General features: G+C 46.0%; 18 protein-coding genes and 1 other annotated feature. Of the genes, 16 read left to right on the forward strand and 2 right to left on the reverse strand.

Features of this window, described 5'->3' with window-relative positions:
- The first annotated feature begins 5 nt into the window (after positions 1-5).
- The 16 genes from minC (at position 6) to SIC45_RS03870 (ending at position 14,077) form a co-directional block, all read left to right on the forward strand.
- A complete protein-coding gene (minC, locus tag SIC45_RS03795; protein WP_319631119.1) occupies positions 6-698 on the forward strand; it encodes a septum site-determining protein MinC in 693 nt (230 codons plus the stop codon).
- A gap of 79 nt (positions 699-777) precedes the next feature.
- Positions 778-1,575: a septum site-determining protein MinD gene (minD, locus tag SIC45_RS03800; protein WP_319631120.1), complete on the forward strand. Its 798-nt coding sequence runs from the start codon at positions 778-780 to the stop codon at positions 1,573-1,575.
- Positions 1,576-1,779: 204 nt separating this feature from the next.
- Positions 1,780-1,953, forward strand: coding sequence for a hypothetical protein (locus SIC45_RS03805; RefSeq protein WP_022793174.1), 174 nt, complete (start codon positions 1,780-1,782; stop codon positions 1,951-1,953).
- A 67-nt stretch (positions 1,954-2,020) separates the two neighbouring features.
- On the forward strand, positions 2,021-3,535 hold the full coding sequence (locus tag SIC45_RS03810) for an Rne/Rng family ribonuclease (RefSeq protein ID WP_319631121.1): 1,515 nt from the start codon (positions 2,021-2,023) through the stop codon (positions 3,533-3,535).
- Between the two features lie 38 nt (positions 3,536-3,573).
- Positions 3,574-3,646: a sequence feature (ribosomal protein L21 leader region), on the forward strand.
- 11 nt (positions 3,647-3,657) lie between these two features.
- Positions 3,658-3,966, forward strand: coding sequence for a 50S ribosomal protein L21 (rplU, locus tag SIC45_RS03815; RefSeq protein ID WP_298783610.1), 309 nt, complete (start codon positions 3,658-3,660; stop codon positions 3,964-3,966).
- Between the two features lie 2 nt (positions 3,967-3,968).
- Positions 3,969-4,307 carry a ribosomal-processing cysteine protease Prp gene (locus SIC45_RS03820; protein WP_298783611.1) on the forward strand — a complete coding sequence of 113 codons (339 nt, stop codon included), beginning with the start codon at positions 3,969-3,971 and terminating at the stop codon, positions 4,305-4,307.
- A 6-nt stretch (positions 4,308-4,313) separates the two neighbouring features.
- Complete coding sequence (rpmA, locus tag SIC45_RS03825; RefSeq protein WP_298783613.1) at positions 4,314-4,598, forward strand: 50S ribosomal protein L27; 285 nt, start codon at positions 4,314-4,316, stop codon at positions 4,596-4,598.
- 66 nt (positions 4,599-4,664) lie between these two features.
- The gene (locus tag SIC45_RS03830) at positions 4,665-5,414 is read left to right on the forward strand and encodes an MBL fold metallo-hydrolase (RefSeq protein WP_319631122.1); all 750 of its coding nucleotides are present in this window, start codon (positions 4,665-4,667) and stop codon (positions 5,412-5,414) included.
- Positions 5,415-5,591: 177 nt separating this feature from the next.
- Complete coding sequence (locus tag SIC45_RS03835; protein ID WP_319631123.1) at positions 5,592-6,599, forward strand: PstS family phosphate ABC transporter substrate-binding protein; 1,008 nt, start codon at positions 5,592-5,594, stop codon at positions 6,597-6,599.
- Between the two features lie 91 nt (positions 6,600-6,690).
- Positions 6,691-7,629: a phosphate ABC transporter permease subunit PstC gene (pstC, locus tag SIC45_RS03840; protein ID WP_319631124.1), complete on the forward strand. Its 939-nt coding sequence runs from the start codon at positions 6,691-6,693 to the stop codon at positions 7,627-7,629.
- Entirely contained in the window at positions 7,630-8,529 is a 900-nt protein-coding gene (pstA, locus tag SIC45_RS03845; protein ID WP_319631125.1) for a phosphate ABC transporter permease PstA, read from the forward strand.
- 28 nt (positions 8,530-8,557) lie between these two features.
- Positions 8,558-9,376, forward strand: a complete 819-nt coding sequence (gene pstB, locus SIC45_RS03850; RefSeq protein ID WP_319631126.1) for a phosphate ABC transporter ATP-binding protein PstB — start codon at positions 8,558-8,560, stop codon at positions 9,374-9,376.
- Positions 9,377-9,397: 21 nt separating this feature from the next.
- The gene (phoU, locus tag SIC45_RS03855; protein WP_319631127.1) at positions 9,398-10,054 is read left to right on the forward strand and encodes a phosphate signaling complex protein PhoU; all 657 of its coding nucleotides are present in this window, start codon (positions 9,398-9,400) and stop codon (positions 10,052-10,054) included.
- A 207-nt stretch (positions 10,055-10,261) separates the two neighbouring features.
- Positions 10,262-12,235 carry a chemotaxis protein CheA gene (locus tag SIC45_RS03860; RefSeq protein WP_319631128.1) on the forward strand — a complete coding sequence of 658 codons (1,974 nt, stop codon included), beginning with the start codon at positions 10,262-10,264 and terminating at the stop codon, positions 12,233-12,235.
- Positions 12,236-12,251: 16 nt separating this feature from the next.
- Positions 12,252-12,704 carry a chemotaxis protein CheW gene (locus SIC45_RS03865; protein ID WP_298783632.1) on the forward strand — a complete coding sequence of 151 codons (453 nt, stop codon included), beginning with the start codon at positions 12,252-12,254 and terminating at the stop codon, positions 12,702-12,704.
- 191 nt (positions 12,705-12,895) lie between these two features.
- The gene (locus SIC45_RS03870) at positions 12,896-14,077 is read left to right on the forward strand and encodes an FtsW/RodA/SpoVE family cell cycle protein (protein WP_319631129.1); all 1,182 of its coding nucleotides are present in this window, start codon (positions 12,896-12,898) and stop codon (positions 14,075-14,077) included.
- Positions 14,078-14,106: 29 nt separating this feature from the next.
- Here the strand turns inward: SIC45_RS03870 and SIC45_RS03875 are convergent, their stop codons facing one another.
- Together SIC45_RS03875 and SIC45_RS03880 are read right to left on the reverse strand one after the other, a co-directional pair.
- Positions 14,107-14,295 (reverse strand): hypothetical protein, encoded by a 189-nt coding sequence (locus tag SIC45_RS03875; RefSeq protein WP_319631130.1) that lies wholly within the window; start codon positions 14,293-14,295, stop codon positions 14,107-14,109.
- A 54-nt stretch (positions 14,296-14,349) separates the two neighbouring features.
- On the reverse strand, positions 14,350-14,571 hold the full coding sequence (locus SIC45_RS03880; RefSeq protein ID WP_298783638.1) for a DUF2922 domain-containing protein: 222 nt from the start codon (positions 14,569-14,571) through the stop codon (positions 14,350-14,352).
- Between the last annotated feature and the right edge of the window lie 8 nt (positions 14,572-14,579).

A 14,579-nucleotide genomic window follows, 5' to 3' on the forward strand; every position in this document is an offset into this window, starting at 1 on the left:
AAAATATGACGAATAGCAATGGAAATTATGTAACGATTAAAGGTACTAAAGAAGGTTTAACCATTGTATTAAATGATCAGTGCTCTTTTCATGAACTTCTTGAGGAATTGAAGAAGAAGATTGAACGGGAGCAGCGTTTGTTTGAAAACGGACCGCAAGTGGAAGTCCGTGTGGACGCCGGGAACCGTTATTTAAGTAAAAGTCACGAAGAAGAAATTACGGAAGTTCTGAACAAAACGGGTTCAGTACGGGTGCATGAAGTTCATTCGAACGTGATAACAAAAGATGAAGCACAAGAAGTAATTGAAAAAGCAACAGTAACGTCTGTGATACAGATTGTCCGCTCCGGACAGGTGCTCCGCAAAACAGGTGATATCCTTATTATCGGTGATGTCAATCCCGGCGGAGTGGTCGAAGCAACGGGGAACATCTATGTTATCGGTGCATTAAAAGGGATAGCCAGAGCCGGCACAGAAGGAGAAAGTCATGCTGTGGTATGTGCCTCTGTGATGATCCCTAAACAAATTTCTATTTCGGACACCTATTACTACGCTCCGGAAAAGCACGAAAAGCAGGAGCAGAAGCCTGCGATTGAAGGACCGGGGTATGCGTATGTCACCGGAGAAGAATACAATGCAATCGCATTCGAGGAAACAAAAATGCTCGGGCATTATTTACGCTCGGTCTCATATACATAAGCATGTCAGGCCGAAAACATCTTCCGGACACCGTTAGCCGGAATGAGAAGCATGTAAGGTCTGAAAGGAGGAACCGTTGGTGGGAGAGGCAATAGTAATTACATCCGGTAAAGGCGGAGTCGGGAAAACCACGACTTCCGCCAACATCGGTACAGCACTTGCACTGCAGGGACAAAAAGTATGTTTGATTGATACAGATATCGGGCTCCGGAATTTGGATGTCGTTATGGGCCTGGAAAACCGGATTATTTACGATCTGGTAGACGCTGCGGAAGGACGCTGCAAGGTTCAGCAGGCATTAATCCGGGATAAGAGGTTCGACTGCCTGCACCTGCTGCCGGCAGCACAAACAAAGGACAAATCTGCGGTGAATCCGGAACAAATGGAGGAAATCGTGGAGACGCTCCGCCCGGAATACGATTTTATTCTTATCGATTGCCCGGCCGGTATTGAGCAGGGATTCAAAAACGCTGTGTCCGGCGCGGACAAAGCGATCGTTGTTACCACTCCGGATACGGCCGCTGTGAGAGACGCCGACCGGATCATCGGTCTGCTTGAAAACGAAGACATTGAACCGCCTAAGCTGGTGGTGAACCGGGTGCGGAGTGATCTTTCCCGGGAAGGCAACGTATTGGATGTGGAAGATGTCGTAGCTACACTTGCAGTGGATCTGCTCGGCATGATTGTAGACGAAGAGCATGTGTTAAAAGCAGCACATAAAGGGGAGCCGATTGCGATGAACCCAAACAGCAGGGCTTCGCTTGGTTATCGTAATATTGCCCGCCGGCTGCTCGGGGAATCGGTGCCGCTGATGGCAGTAGAAGAAAAGAAAAGCTTTTTCTCCAAGGTAAAAAGTTTATTCGGCATAAAATCATAGCAGGCCAGGGACAGGAAGTATGCTTCCTGTCCTTTTTTTGCAGCTGAGTCAGTTTTGTTTTCTTTAAGACTCACGTGGTATAATACTAGTGAAAGGGCATGCTGTTTTGGATCTGATTCCCGAATCGCCTGTCTTTCTTATAAAGGTTTTTACAGAATGAAAGGCTTCGAGTATCTATCCGAATGCGCGAAGGAGGAATCACTGATGACCGTTATAGAAAAGCACCCTTATCTTTCCGATGAAGAACGCCAGAAACTGGCTCTTTTAAATAAACAAATGCAGGAAGCCGCTTCCGAACAGGAGTTGAAGCGGCTTACCACACAGATCGCCCTGCTTCATGAAAAGGCGAAGGTCAGAGAAGAAAATAAGTCTAACTGAATGACTGCCATCATCATGTGGCAGTCTTTTCCTTTTGGAAAGAAATGTGCCACTGGAGGAACGTTCGATGGAATTAATTGCAAATATGAAATCCGGGGAAGCAAGAGCGGCCCTGAAACATAATGGAAGAGTGACAGAGTTCTTCTTCGAGTCCGCAATGGATGACACGGCGGCCGGAGAAATCTATAAAGGGAGAGTAGTGGATGTGCTTCCGGGCATGGATGCTGCATTTATTGATATCGGCAAAGGGAAAAAAGGATATCTGCACCGGGACAATATTATGTCGTACCGGCTGCTGAAGGAGCCGCTCGCTGAAAAAAAACAGCGGGGAATTAAAGATTTCATTAAAAAAGGGGAATATTTATTTGTGCAGGTCGTGAAGGAAGAAACGTCCAGCAAGGGTGCAAAGCTTAAAGAAAATTTATCACTGCCGGGAAAATACTGTGTGTATCTGCCGGATGAGCCGGGACTGTTTATTTCACAAAAGGTGGAGGAATCTGTTAAGGAAGAATGGCTCGAACAGGAAGAAGCGCTGCCGCTCAATGGAGACGGCCTGATTATGCGTACGGAAGGAACGACACAGTCGCTGGATGTGATTAAGAAGGAAATTTTCCAGCTTCAGAGCCTGTGGCAGGATATCGTTATTCGGGGAGAGGAGCTGTCTTCACCGGGAAAGGTATCGCAGGAGGAGCACTTTTTAACAAAATGTCTGACTTCGACACCTCTGGAACACGTGAAAAGGATCGCTGTGGATACAAGAGAAGCGGTGGAGACAGCAAAAGCACACTTCAGCGGATGGGAGCCGGAAAAGCGTCCGGAATTTATTCTTTTTAAGCGTCCCGAAAATATTTTTTCAAAAGAAAATGTGGAGATTGAGCTCGAGCGTGCCTTAAAGCCTGTAGCGTGGCTGAAAAGCGGGGGCTTTTTACAGATTGAAAAAACAGAAATGTGCATCACAATTGATGTGAATACGGGAAGGTTTACCGGAAAACATGATCTCGAGCACACGATTGTAAAAACAAACCTCGAAGCTGCCGCAGAAGTGATGCATCAATTGCGTGTGAGAAATCTCTCCGGCATGGTAATGATTGACTTTATACGAATGAATCAAGAAAAAGACCGGCAGCATTTAATACAGGTACTGGAGGAAAAAGCCGCTGAGGATCCGCAGAAAATCCGGATTGCCGGCTTTTCCCGTCTCGGTATCGTGGAGTTGACCCGTCAGCGTTCCCGCCAGAGTCTCGAGGAACACATGCTTGAACCCTTCGGAACAGAGTACGGCAAAGGATGGAGGCTGTCGGAAAAAGAACTGATGGAAAGATCAAAACGGATGCTCGGCGCCTGGATAGAGGAAGATGTGGATGCGATCGTGCTGGAGGTGCCGGACCGTCTGCTCGCCCGGGAAGGCAGAGCGTTGCATGATGACCTTCAGCAAGTAGTTCCGGGACGCTTATTTATCGTCTCTGAACCGAAGGAGCAGGAGATCGTTGTCCGCTATGCTGGAAGCCTTGAAGTGGCAGAACAAAGAAATCAGGCTTTGAAGGCTCAAATGAAGCAGCGGGGAATTGACTTTCGTTTTTAATATATGCTATTATTTGTAACGTTAGTTGTTTGGAAGCACCCAAACTACAACCGCACAATAACAGGTTTAAGCCCTGGAAAGGCACCTGTATTGGCGAGTCTAAGTGATTAGGAGGTGCAGAGATGTACGCAATTATTGAAACTGGTGGAAAACAGTTAAAAGTAGAAGAAGGCCAGACTATTTTCGTTGAAAAATTAGACGTAGAAGCTGGTAATGAAGTGACGTTCGGCAATGTAGTATTTGTCGGAGGCGACGATGTGAAAGTCGGTTCTCCATTTGTTGAGGGAGCTAAAGTTACAGGCAAAGTCGAAAGACAGGGCCGTAACAAGAAAATCATCGTGTTCAAATTTAAAAAACGTAAAAACTACCGCCGTAAGCAGGGCCATCGTCAGCCTTACACAAAAGTTACAATCAACAGCATTGACGCGTAGTTATGATACGGGTCACTGTTAGCCGCGACGGGGCAGAGCATATTCGTTCTGTTACCATGACCGGTCATGCTGAATCAGGTCCCTACGGCTATGATCTAGTATGCGCCGGTGCCTCGGCAGTATCTTTTGGAGCTGTAAATGCAATGGCATCTCTCTGCCATACAGATCCCACAGTGGATTTAGGCACAGAAGGCGGTTATTTTCATTGCGTGCTTCCGGAAGAAAGCACCGAAGAGGATAAACGCCAGATGCAGCTGTTGGCAGAGGGCATGATTATCTCTTTGGAGACCATTGCAGAGCAGTACGGTGAATTTATATCAATTGAAGAGCATAGGAGGTGAATGTTGATGTTGAAATTAGACCTGCAGTTCTTTGCTCAGAAAAAAGGGGTAGGTAGTACAAAAAACGGTCGTGACTCCATTTCCAAGCGTTTGGGTGCCAAGCGTTCCGATGGCCAGCACGTAACCGGTGGTTCTATCCTCGTCCGCCAGCGCGGTTCGAAAATTTTCCCTGGCAATAATGTCGGTAAAGGCGGAGATGACACTCTTTTCTCCAAAATCGACGGCGTTGTGAAATTTGAGCGTGTCGGGAAAAAACGTAAACGCGTAAGCGTTTATGCAAAAGAAGCATAAGAATCGTATCCGTTTAAACAGATATTTCTGTTTAAACGGATTTTTTTATTGAAAGGGGACAAAAAAATGAAGGTAACAATTATTGGTTTTTGGCATGCCTTTCCCGAAGCAGGGGAAGCAGCCTCCGGCTATCTGCTTGAAGAGGATGGATTTGAGCTGCTGCTCGACTGCGGAAGCGGAGTGATTTCCCAGCTGCAGCATTACACAGAGCTCAGCAGCATCGACGCCGTACTGCTGTCCCATTATCATCAGGATCATGTGGGTGATTTCGGAGCTTTCCAGTACTACCGGCTGCTGGAACCTGTCCTTTGGCCAAAAAAGCAGCACGAGATGGCTGTCTACGCACACCGGGAGGATGAAGAAGGCTTTCAGCGCCTGTTTTATAAAGAAGCAGTGCAGCCGATAGAATACCGGGCACAGGAGCCATTTACCGCCGGTCCTTTTACGATCACACCAGTACCGGTAAAGCACGCTGTACCGTGCTTTGGATTCCGGATTGAAACAGCTGCCGGCAGCTTGTTTTTCACCGCGGACACGTCCTACATGCCAGAGCTTGAACAGGCCGCCGCCCACGTGGACGTGCTTTTGGCAGAATCCAGCTTTTACGCTGGCCAGGACGGCTCGTTTGCCGGTCATATGAATTCCGAGGAAGCCGCAATACTTGCCAACAATGCTGAAGCAGGCAAGCTGGTATTGACTCACCTGCCTCATTTCGGGGACCATGCACAGCTAAAAAGAGAAGCAGAAAATATATTTCCCGGCCCCGTGGAGCTCGCAGCAGGAGGGCTTAAAATAAATATCAGCCGGGACAGTTAATCATTTCTTTCGGGGAATGATTTTTTTGCGTTTATATGAAAGCGGTACCGCATTCGCCTTTACATATTCTTAACAATCAAACTATTTTCTCTTAACAATTAAGTCCTATACTAAGCACTGGGAGCAAAAAGAGTTGCTTTGCCTCGATTACATACACAAAAAGAGGAGGAAGTTGGTTTGAACTTTAAAAAGGTATGGATGGTTCCAACATTCGCTACATTGGCAGTATTTGCATCCGCATGTGGCGGAGGGGGAGAAGAAAGCTCCGAGAGTGGTTCAGAGGAAAGTTCGGGAAGCGGTTCGGAAGAAAGCTCCGGTGAGGAAGGAAGCGGGGGCTCTGGAGATATCGCTATCGACGGCTCATCTACTGTCTTTCCGATCATGGAAGCCGTATCTGAAGAGTTTCAACAGGAACATGGGGATATTGAAGCGCCTGTAGGCGTATCCGGTTCCGGGGGAGGATTTGAACGCTTTATTGCCGGCGAAACGGATTTAAGTAACGCTTCGCGCCCCATTGAACAGGCAGAAGAAGATGCGCTCGAAGAAGCAGGCATTGAATATACTGAGCTGGAATTAGCCTATGACGGACTGACCGTAGCTGTAAATCCGGAAAATGACTTTGTGGATAATCTCACCTTTGAAGAACTGTCACAGATTTTCGCTGACGGAAGCGATGCTCAAAATTGGTCGGACATTCGCGACAGCTGGCCGGACGAGTCAATTGATATTTATGCGCCGGGTACAGACTCCGGCACTTATGATTTCTTCAGTGAAGAGGTACTTGAAGAAGGCGACGTTTCTCGTGAAGCCCAGCTTTCCGAAGACGACAACGTGCTGGTAAATGGTGTAGCAGGCAGTCAGAATGCTATTGGGTTCTTTGGCTATGCATACTACGCAGAAAATCAGGATTCTCTGAAAGCAGTGCCTATCGTGCCGCAAGAGGGTGAAGATGAAGGTATTGAGCCTAGCCAGGAAACAATCAACGATCAGTCATATCCTCTCTCACGTCCGTTGTTTACGTATGTGAAAAACGAATCTCTGCAGGAAAATGAAGACGTCGTCGAATATGTGCGCTTTTTAAATGAAAATGCAGCTGGTCTCGCAGAAGAAGTAGGATATGTAGCAGCACCAGAAGAAGTGTACGAAGAAAATACTCAAAAAATTGATGAAGTAGTTAATCAATAGACGAAGATGGCATGGGAAAGCGAGGGAGCATACACTTCCTTGCTTTTGTCCTTGCTTTTGAGGAATTATCTGTTAAGGGGATGTGCAGAGAATGGAAGATCGTTCAAAACTCTCGGTCAGTGAACGAATCGAACAAAGAACAAAGGGTTCGGGATCCTCGAGTTTTACGGAAAAGTTAATGCCGGTTGTTTTTTTCATTTGTGCTTTGATATCTATTCTTACTACGGTCGGCATCGTTTTTACTCTTTTATTTGAAACAGTGACGTTTTTCAGCAACGTTCCGTTTGCCGATTTTTTTGCTTCTACAGAGTGGTATCCGTTTTTTTCCGATCCTCAGTACGGCATTTGGCCTCTGGTGAATGGAACACTGATGATAGCGGGAATCGCTATGCTGGTAGCCGTGCCTTTTGGTCTGGGAGCAGCCATTTATTTGAGTGAATATGCATCCGAAAAGGTGCGTAAAACAGTAAAGCCTATTCTTGAGGTGCTGGCAGGCATACCGACGATTGTGTATGGTTTTTTTGCCCTCACGTTTGTTACACCAATTCTGCGCTCCATTATACCGGGGATGGACATTTATAATGCATTGAGTCCGGGGATTGTAGTAGGGGTAATGATTATTCCAATGATTGCGAGTCTTTCAGAAGATGCAATGAGCTCTGTTCCAAATTCAATCCGCCAGGGTGCTTTTGCTTTAGGAGCCACCCGGATGGAAGTGACTGTAAAGGTAGTGATGCCGGCGGCATTATCAGGGATTGTTGCTTCTTTTGTTCTGGGAGTATCCCGGGCGATCGGAGAAACAATGATCGTAACGGTAGCCGGCGGGGCAAGTCCAACAATGACAGTAGATCCCACAGGAGCCGTGCAGACGATGACTGCGTACATTGTGCAGGTGACTCAGGGAGACGCAGGGTATGGTACGCCGATTTATTACAGCATCTACGCTGTCGGTATGACATTGTTTATCTTCACGCTAATGATGAACCTGCTGGCTCACTACATTTCTCGACGATTCCGGGAGGATTACTAAATGAAATTTGCAAATACAGCAGCACAACAGAGAGTGCATGATGAAGAAGTACAGGGACTAAGCAGAAGAAATATTTGGAATAAAATATTCAAAGGCGTTTGTTTTACAGCTACTGCATTTAGCATACTGATGCTTCTCGTATTGCTGATACGAATACTCACTCAAGGAATTGGCTTTCTGGACTGGGGGCTTATCGTAAACTTTGCCTCAAGAAATGCAGAGGATGCAGGATTGTTAGCTGCTTTAGCCGGTACGATCTGGCTTATGATGGTGGCAGCTCCGGTTTCCTTTATTTTGGGCGTTGGAACGGCAGTGTATCTGGAAGAGTACGCCCCAAGCAATAAATTTACCAACCTGCTTCAAACGAATATTTCCAATCTTGCCGGCGTTCCCTCCGTCGTTTTCGGGTTATTGGGGCTTACGATATTTAACCGTCTGATGGGAATGGGAGCAAGTGTGGTAGCAGGTGGTCTGACGCTTTCACTGCTTGTTCTTCCAATTATCGTGGTGGCTTCCAGGGAGGCTATCAGCGCGGTTCCGACAGATGTTAAGCATGCCTCCTACGCGATGGGAGCAACAAAATGGCAGACGATCTTCAGAATTGTTATTCCTACAGCTTTACCAGGAGTGCTTACAGGTACGATTTTAGCTTTATCCCGGGCCATTGGGGAGACAGCACCAATTTTAGTGCTCGGTGCCTTAACATACGTTGCCGCTACACCTTCCGGTTTACTTTCAAGTTTCACGGCAATGCCGGTACAGATTTACAACTGGACTGGGCGCCCGCAACAGGAATTTCAGGATATTGCGGCAGCAGGAATTATCATTTTATTGCTGATGCTTTTATTTATGAATTCAATTGCTGTATTTATCAGAAGCAAATTCCAAAAACGATTCTAATAGAAGGAATAAAGAGAGGGGAAGCAGTATGCAGACTAAGCATGAAAACCGTTCAGTAGAAGGGAATAAAACCACAAATTCAGAGGAAAAAGCACCGCTTGCCTATAACGTAGAGCAGCTGAACCTTTGGTACGCTGACAATCATGCCCTTCAGGATATTTCCATGGAGATTCCGGAAAAATCAGTGACAGCTATCATCGGGCCTTCCGGCTGCGGAAAATCAACATTTATTAAAACCTTAAACCGGATGACTGAAATGAATCCGATTGTAAAAACGAACGGCTCTATTAAATACCGGGAAAATGAGATTTTCGCAAAAAATTTCAGTGTCGAGTATCTTCGTACTAAAGTAGGTATGGTTTTTCAAAATCCGAATCCTTTTCCAAAATCAATTTATGATAACGTAACGTATGGTCCGAAAATTCATGGCATCAAAGATAAAAAAACGCTCGATGAGATCGTGGAAAGAAGCCTGAAAAAAGCGGCTATCTGGGACGAAACAAAAGACCGGCTGAAAGAAAATGCTTTCGGGCTTTCCGGGGGCCAGCAGCAGCGTCTTTGCATTGCCCGCTGTCTGGCGATCGAGCCTGACATTATATTGATGGACGAGCCTACCTCTGCACTGGACCCAATTTCTACGCTGAAGATTGAGGAGCTGGTTCAGGAGCTTAAAAAAGACTATACGATTGTCATTGTTACCCACAATATGCAGCAGGCAGCCCGGATATCAGACAGCACTGCCTTCTTTTTGAACGGTGTTATTGTAGAATATGATCAAACAGACAAAATATTTTCTTCGCCGGCGAAGAAAGAAACGGAAGATTATATTTCCGGCAGGTTCGGCTGATCCGGAAGAAAGAGGCGAATAATGGGCGTTCGAAAGGCGTACGAGCAGGATTTGACTTATTTGAAGCAGGAAATACTCTACATGGGCAAATATGTGAAGTATGCTTTCGACCAATCACTGCTCGCGTTAAAAACCAATGATAACCAGTCACTTGCCCGGGAGGTTGTTGCAGATGATAAAAATGTCAATTCCATGGAGCTGAAAATCATGGATGCGGCAACGCTGACTATTGCCAAACAGCAGCCGGTAGCTACAGACCTCCGCCGGTGCATCGTTGCTTTAAAAATGGCTAGTGACCTCGAGCGAATGGCAGATATCGCGGTGGATATTGCAAAAGCTTCAGCCAGGCTTAGTGAAAACAGAAGCCGGGAGGATATCGACCAATTAATTGATATGGCGGAAATTGCCAAGCAGATGTTTGGCCAGGCTATGGAAGCATATGAAAATCAGGAGCTGATGCATGCCCAGCGTGTTGCTTCTTTAGACGATCATGTGGACAGCAAGTACAAATCGTTTATACAGAAACAGCTTCGGCAAAGTGCTGATGAAGTACTGCTGGAAGATATTACCCAACTGTCTTTTATCGGTCGCTATATTGAGCGTTTTGCAGATCACACAACCAACCTGGCAGAATGGGTCGTTTATGAAGTGAACGGACACCATTTTGATTTAAATTAACATGTATACTAGCAAGCCTTCGCCTGGCGGCGGAGGTTTTTTATATCACTCCGGGGCCTTTCGCACCCTTTCAGGAAATTAAGCGTTGAAAAGATAAATTTAACCTGCTCTTATCTCAAATACCTGTTCTGGTCTGTCGATATAAAAAGGGAAGAAGCAGCAGCGCACTATTAACCAGTGTTGAGTTCAAAAGGCGGAGGTACGGGCATGAGCCATACAGAATATTTGGATATGTTTATTGAAGAAAGCCAGGAGCACATTCAGGCGATTAACGTTCATCTGCTGGAGCTGGAAAAGCAGCCGGAGGATGAAACGATCATTGGGGAAATTTTTCGTTCGGCCCATACCATGAAAGGCATGGCCGGAACGATGGGATATGAGGACTTAACGAATGTCACGCACGCTCTCGAAAATGTTCTCGACCAAATGCGTGAAAAAACGAGACTCGCAGATTCGGAAACAATGGATGTACTTCTTGAAGCAGCAGATGTTGCCGAAGAGATTGTAGAGGATATTGCTTCTGGCGGTGAGGGGAAAAAGGATATACAGGCTATTACGGCCAAGCTGCTTGGCCAAAGTACCAGGTCCGGGGCAGAAGAGGGGAAAACAAAAGAAATAACCAGCATAGGCATGGACTGGAATGAATACGACCGGACAGTGATCGCCCAGTCCGTGGAAAGTGGTATGCAGGGATATATGGTGCAAGTCACCCTTGAGGAAAACGCCATGTTAAAAGCAGCACGTGCCTATATGGTATTTGAAGCTCTTGAAGCAGACGGCCACATTATTAAATCAGTGCCGGAGGCTTCAGATATTGAAGCGGAACGGTTTGATAATGAATTTACCGCAGCCGTAGTAACGACCGCTGCCAAAGAAGATCTGGTGAACCGCGTGGCTTCTATTTCGGAAATTAAAACAGTGGCAGCAGAGAAAATTGAAATCCTGGACAGCACAGACAGCGAAGAACGTTTGGAAAAAACACTGTCTCCGGAGACAAAGGAATCGAGCTCGCCGGAACGCAAACGTGCAGAAACGAACAAAACCATCCGTGTGAATATCGACCGGCTGGATAAATTGATGAACCTGTTTGAAGAGCTGGTTATCGACCGGGGACGCCTTGAGCGTATAGCCGGGGAAATAAGAAGCAGCGAGCTGACAGAAACCGTCGAAAGAATGTCACGGACCACCGGGAGCCTGCAGGAAATCATTTTACATATGCGGATGGTGCCGGTGGATCAGGTGTTCAGCCGTTTCCCAAAAATGGTGCGCAGCCTGTCGAGAGATCTTGGTAAAAGAATCGAACTTGAAGTCATTGGTGCAGAAACAGAACTTGATCGTTCTATTATTGATGAAATCGGGGATCCGCTTGTCCATCTTATAAGAAATTCAATCGATCATGGCATTGAAATGCCCGAAAAGAGAAGGCAGAACGGCAAACCGGAAGAGGGTCACGTCGAGCTGCGCGCTTATCACAGCGGCAATCATGTGTATATTGAAATTGAAGATGACGGCGGTGGAATCGATCGTGAACGTGTGCTCCAAAAGGCCGTGGAAAATGGCGTAATAGCTGCTGAAGACGCTGATACGCTGACGGATTACGACGTTCATCAATTTATTTTTTCAGCAGGCTTCAGCACCGTTGATGAAGTGACTGACCTGTCTGGACGAGGGGTCGGTCTGGACGTAGTAAAAAATACGTTTGAAGCACTTGGCGGCGTCATTAGTGTACATTCTGAAAAAGGAAAAGGAACGAGATTCAGTATTCAGCTTCCCCTGACCCTGTCGATTATTGATGTAATGCTTGTGGATGTGGGGGAAGAGCATTACGGACTGCCGCTTACTTCTATCGTAGAGACAGCAAGTATTAAGAGCAGCAGCATTTTTTATGTGCATAAACGGAAAATGATCGATTTTCGCGGAAATGTTATTCCGGTGATGTTTCTGGAGGATGTATTTGAGGTCCCGGTGGAGCGGGAATGGGAACGTGAAAATTATTCTGTCGTAGTCGTGCATAAAGGAGAAAAGATGGCTGCGCTTGTCGTCGACAGTTTTATTGGCCAGCAGGATGTTGTACTGAAGTCACTTGGCCATTACCTGCGGGACATACGTGCCATATCAGGAGCGACGATCCTGGGAGATGGTAATGTGGCATTAATTGTAGATACAAACGCTTTATTGTAAGGAGGAAGAGATATTTATGACGGAAGAAAATGCTGTGAAGAAAGTCATTATATTCCGGCTGGCAGCCGAAGAATACGGCGTAGAAGTAAATCACGTCCAGTCGATTGAACGCATGCAGAATTTCACCCGTATACCTAATGCTGAAAAAAGTATACGCGGCGTCATTAACCTGCGGGGTGTCATTATCCCGATCATAGATCTTCGAAAAAGGCTGTCCTATGAGGAGGTCCCATACACAGAAGAGACCCGGATTTTAATTTTAGCTCTTGAGGGCAATCATGCTGGTCTTATAGTTGACGCAGCAAACGATGTGATAGACGTGTTTGAAAGTGAAATCGGAGCGCCCCCTCAGGCGGCATCGAAAGAAGAACAAATGTATTTAAAAAACATGATCAAGAAAGAAAGCCGTGTATTTACTCTTTTAAATGTGCACGCAGTAGCAGAAGCTTTGGAAACGTCGTCTGTTTGATCCTCAGGGCTGTTCTCCTTTATTATAAAAGAAGAAACTCTTTTTCTTATGCCTGAAACATACATCAGAGAAAAAGCGGATAGCGTAAATATATTCACAGGACTGTACGCCGCAGATAGAACAAGGTATGATGTTAACAGCGGCGCCAGACAGCGTGCGTTCGAAATTTTATATAATGGGGACATGCTTCCATGAGTTTACATCAATCGACTGAAGAAAGACAGTATGATATCAATATGATGTTTGTATTGTTTTTGTTCGCAGTAGTCAGCTGTTTCTATATTTTTCAGGCTCAGCAGCTCGAACAATACGAAGGCAATTTTATGGTCCAGCAGATTATCTTTTTCGTGCTGGCTTTTGCCATTATGATGGTCGTTGTACATTTTGATTTTGAGTATTATCTGGTACTGCACTGGTTCTTATATTCTTTTGGACTGGCTCTTTTAGCAGGGCTGCTGGTCGCACCGTCAAGCATTGCTCCGGTGATTAATGGTGCACAGTCATGGTATGTAATACCGGGGCTTGGACAGTTTCAGCCGGCAGAATTTATGAGGATTTTTCTGATTTTGACGCTCAGTGCCATCATTTATAATCACCATACCGAGTACAGTGGAAGCAAAAACATGCGCTCTGATTTCATACTTATAGGGAAGATGTTTCTGCCGACCCTTCCTGTCGTCCTACTTTTAGCAGTACAGCCGGACATAGGGAGTGTTATGCTCGTAGGAGCTATTTTCGTTTCTCTTTTGGTGGTCTCGGGTATTTCCTATAAAATATTGGCAGTAGCTATTGGGGGCCCACTTTTAGCAATCCTTGGGTTTGTTATTTCTTTTTTCCAGTTTCCTAATTTGATGGAGCGGTTTGTATTTTCCAATATGGATCCTTATCAGGTGAGCAGGATCCAGGGATGGCTGAACCCATTTGAGAATCAGGACGCCGGTTTTCAAACAGCAAGAGCATTGACTGCTATCGGCTCCGGAAGATTATTTGGCAATGACGGGGATCAGGTGTACATTCCGGAGGCCCACACGGATTTCATTTTTGCCGTTATCGGCTCTGTGCACGGTTTTCTGGGCGGTGCTATGGTCATCACTCTTTATTTTGTGCTTCTGTATCAGATTCTTCTGATCAGCATGCGGTCACATAACGCTTACGGCAAGTATATCTGTGCAGGCGTGATTGGATTGTTTGCTTTTCAGATATTTCAAAATATCGGGCAAAGCCTTGGCCTTCTCCCGGTTACTGGTTTTACACTGCCGCTTCTCAGCTATGGAGGAAGCTCGCTTGTCGGAACCATGTTTATTTTAGGCATCGTAATGAGTGTCCGCTATCATTCAAAAAATTACTTCTTTGCCCACCACAAAAATCAGTAAAAGCCAGCCGTAACCCGGCTGGCTTTTGTTTATGGTTTTTTAATATGCACGGAATCCTTTGGTGGTTTGGCTCTTTTCGAAGATAAGAAAAGCTGTTCGCTCTGCCTTTGCACGGTCCAGATGAGCGTATCCAGTTTGCGTTCCATCCGGTAAACAAGAAAAAAGGCAAGAACGACAGCCGCTCCCTGGTCTCCGGCCAGCTGTATCCATTCCTCCATGAAAAATCCTCCTTTGTGAAGAATCCCTCAGCCTAATGGGCTGAGGGAATCGGGTTAATTGGTTTCCCAGATAGTGTCTACATTTCGTTCCACGACTCTTGCGTACACTTTTTTAGTGACGATACCGTCGCTTGTGAAAAAGGCTTCCTTAGCAATAATGGTGTCCATTAATGCTTCTACCGCCGTTTCATCCACCGGTTCTGCCGGCTCTTCGATAGAAAGGGTAGTAGCTTTGCCGAAATCACTTTCAAAACGCAGCTGCAGTTGTTTGCTCATCATCTTCA

The sequence above is a fragment of the Marinococcus sp. PL1-022 genome (assembly GCF_033845285.1).
GTDB lineage: Bacteria > Bacillota > Bacilli > Bacillales > Marinococcaceae > Marinococcus.

Bases quoted from the DNA above. Each gene is read 5' to 3' on its own strand.
- SIC45_RS03810 (WP_319631121.1), top strand. From the start codon at position 2,021: ATGGAATTAATTGCAAATATGAAATCCGGGGAAGCAAGAGCGGCCCTG.
- minC (WP_319631119.1), top strand. From the start codon at position 6: ATGACGAATAGCAATGGAAATTATGTAACGATTAAAGGTACTAAAGAA.
- pstC (WP_319631124.1), top strand. From the start codon at position 6,691: ATGGAAGATCGTTCAAAACTCTCGGTCAGTGAACGAATCGAACAAAGA.
- SIC45_RS03875 (WP_319631130.1), bottom strand. From the start codon at position 14,295: ATGGAGGAATGGATACAGCTGGCCGGAGACCAGGGAGCGGCTGTCGTT.
- SIC45_RS03820 (WP_298783611.1), top strand. From the start codon at position 3,969: ATGATACGGGTCACTGTTAGCCGCGACGGGGCAGAGCATATTCGTTCT.
- pstA (WP_319631125.1), top strand. From the start codon at position 7,630: ATGAAATTTGCAAATACAGCAGCACAACAGAGAGTGCATGATGAAGAA.
- SIC45_RS03870 (WP_319631129.1), top strand. From the start codon at position 12,896: ATGAGTTTACATCAATCGACTGAAGAAAGACAGTATGATATCAATATG.
- rplU (WP_298783610.1), top strand. From the start codon at position 3,658: ATGTACGCAATTATTGAAACTGGTGGAAAACAGTTAAAAGTAGAAGAA.
- phoU (WP_319631127.1), top strand. From the start codon at position 9,398: ATGGGCGTTCGAAAGGCGTACGAGCAGGATTTGACTTATTTGAAGCAG.
- SIC45_RS03860 (WP_319631128.1), top strand. From the start codon at position 10,262: ATGAGCCATACAGAATATTTGGATATGTTTATTGAAGAAAGCCAGGAG.
- SIC45_RS03865 (WP_298783632.1), top strand. From the start codon at position 12,252: ATGACGGAAGAAAATGCTGTGAAGAAAGTCATTATATTCCGGCTGGCA.
- SIC45_RS03830 (WP_319631122.1), top strand. From the start codon at position 4,665: ATGAAGGTAACAATTATTGGTTTTTGGCATGCCTTTCCCGAAGCAGGG.
- pstB (WP_319631126.1), top strand. From the start codon at position 8,558: ATGCAGACTAAGCATGAAAACCGTTCAGTAGAAGGGAATAAAACCACA.
- rpmA (WP_298783613.1), top strand. From the start codon at position 4,314: ATGTTGAAATTAGACCTGCAGTTCTTTGCTCAGAAAAAAGGGGTAGGT.
- SIC45_RS03805 (WP_022793174.1), top strand. From the start codon at position 1,780: ATGACCGTTATAGAAAAGCACCCTTATCTTTCCGATGAAGAACGCCAG.
- SIC45_RS03880 (WP_298783638.1), bottom strand. From the start codon at position 14,571: ATGAGCAAACAACTGCAGCTGCGTTTTGAAAGTGATTTCGGCAAAGCT.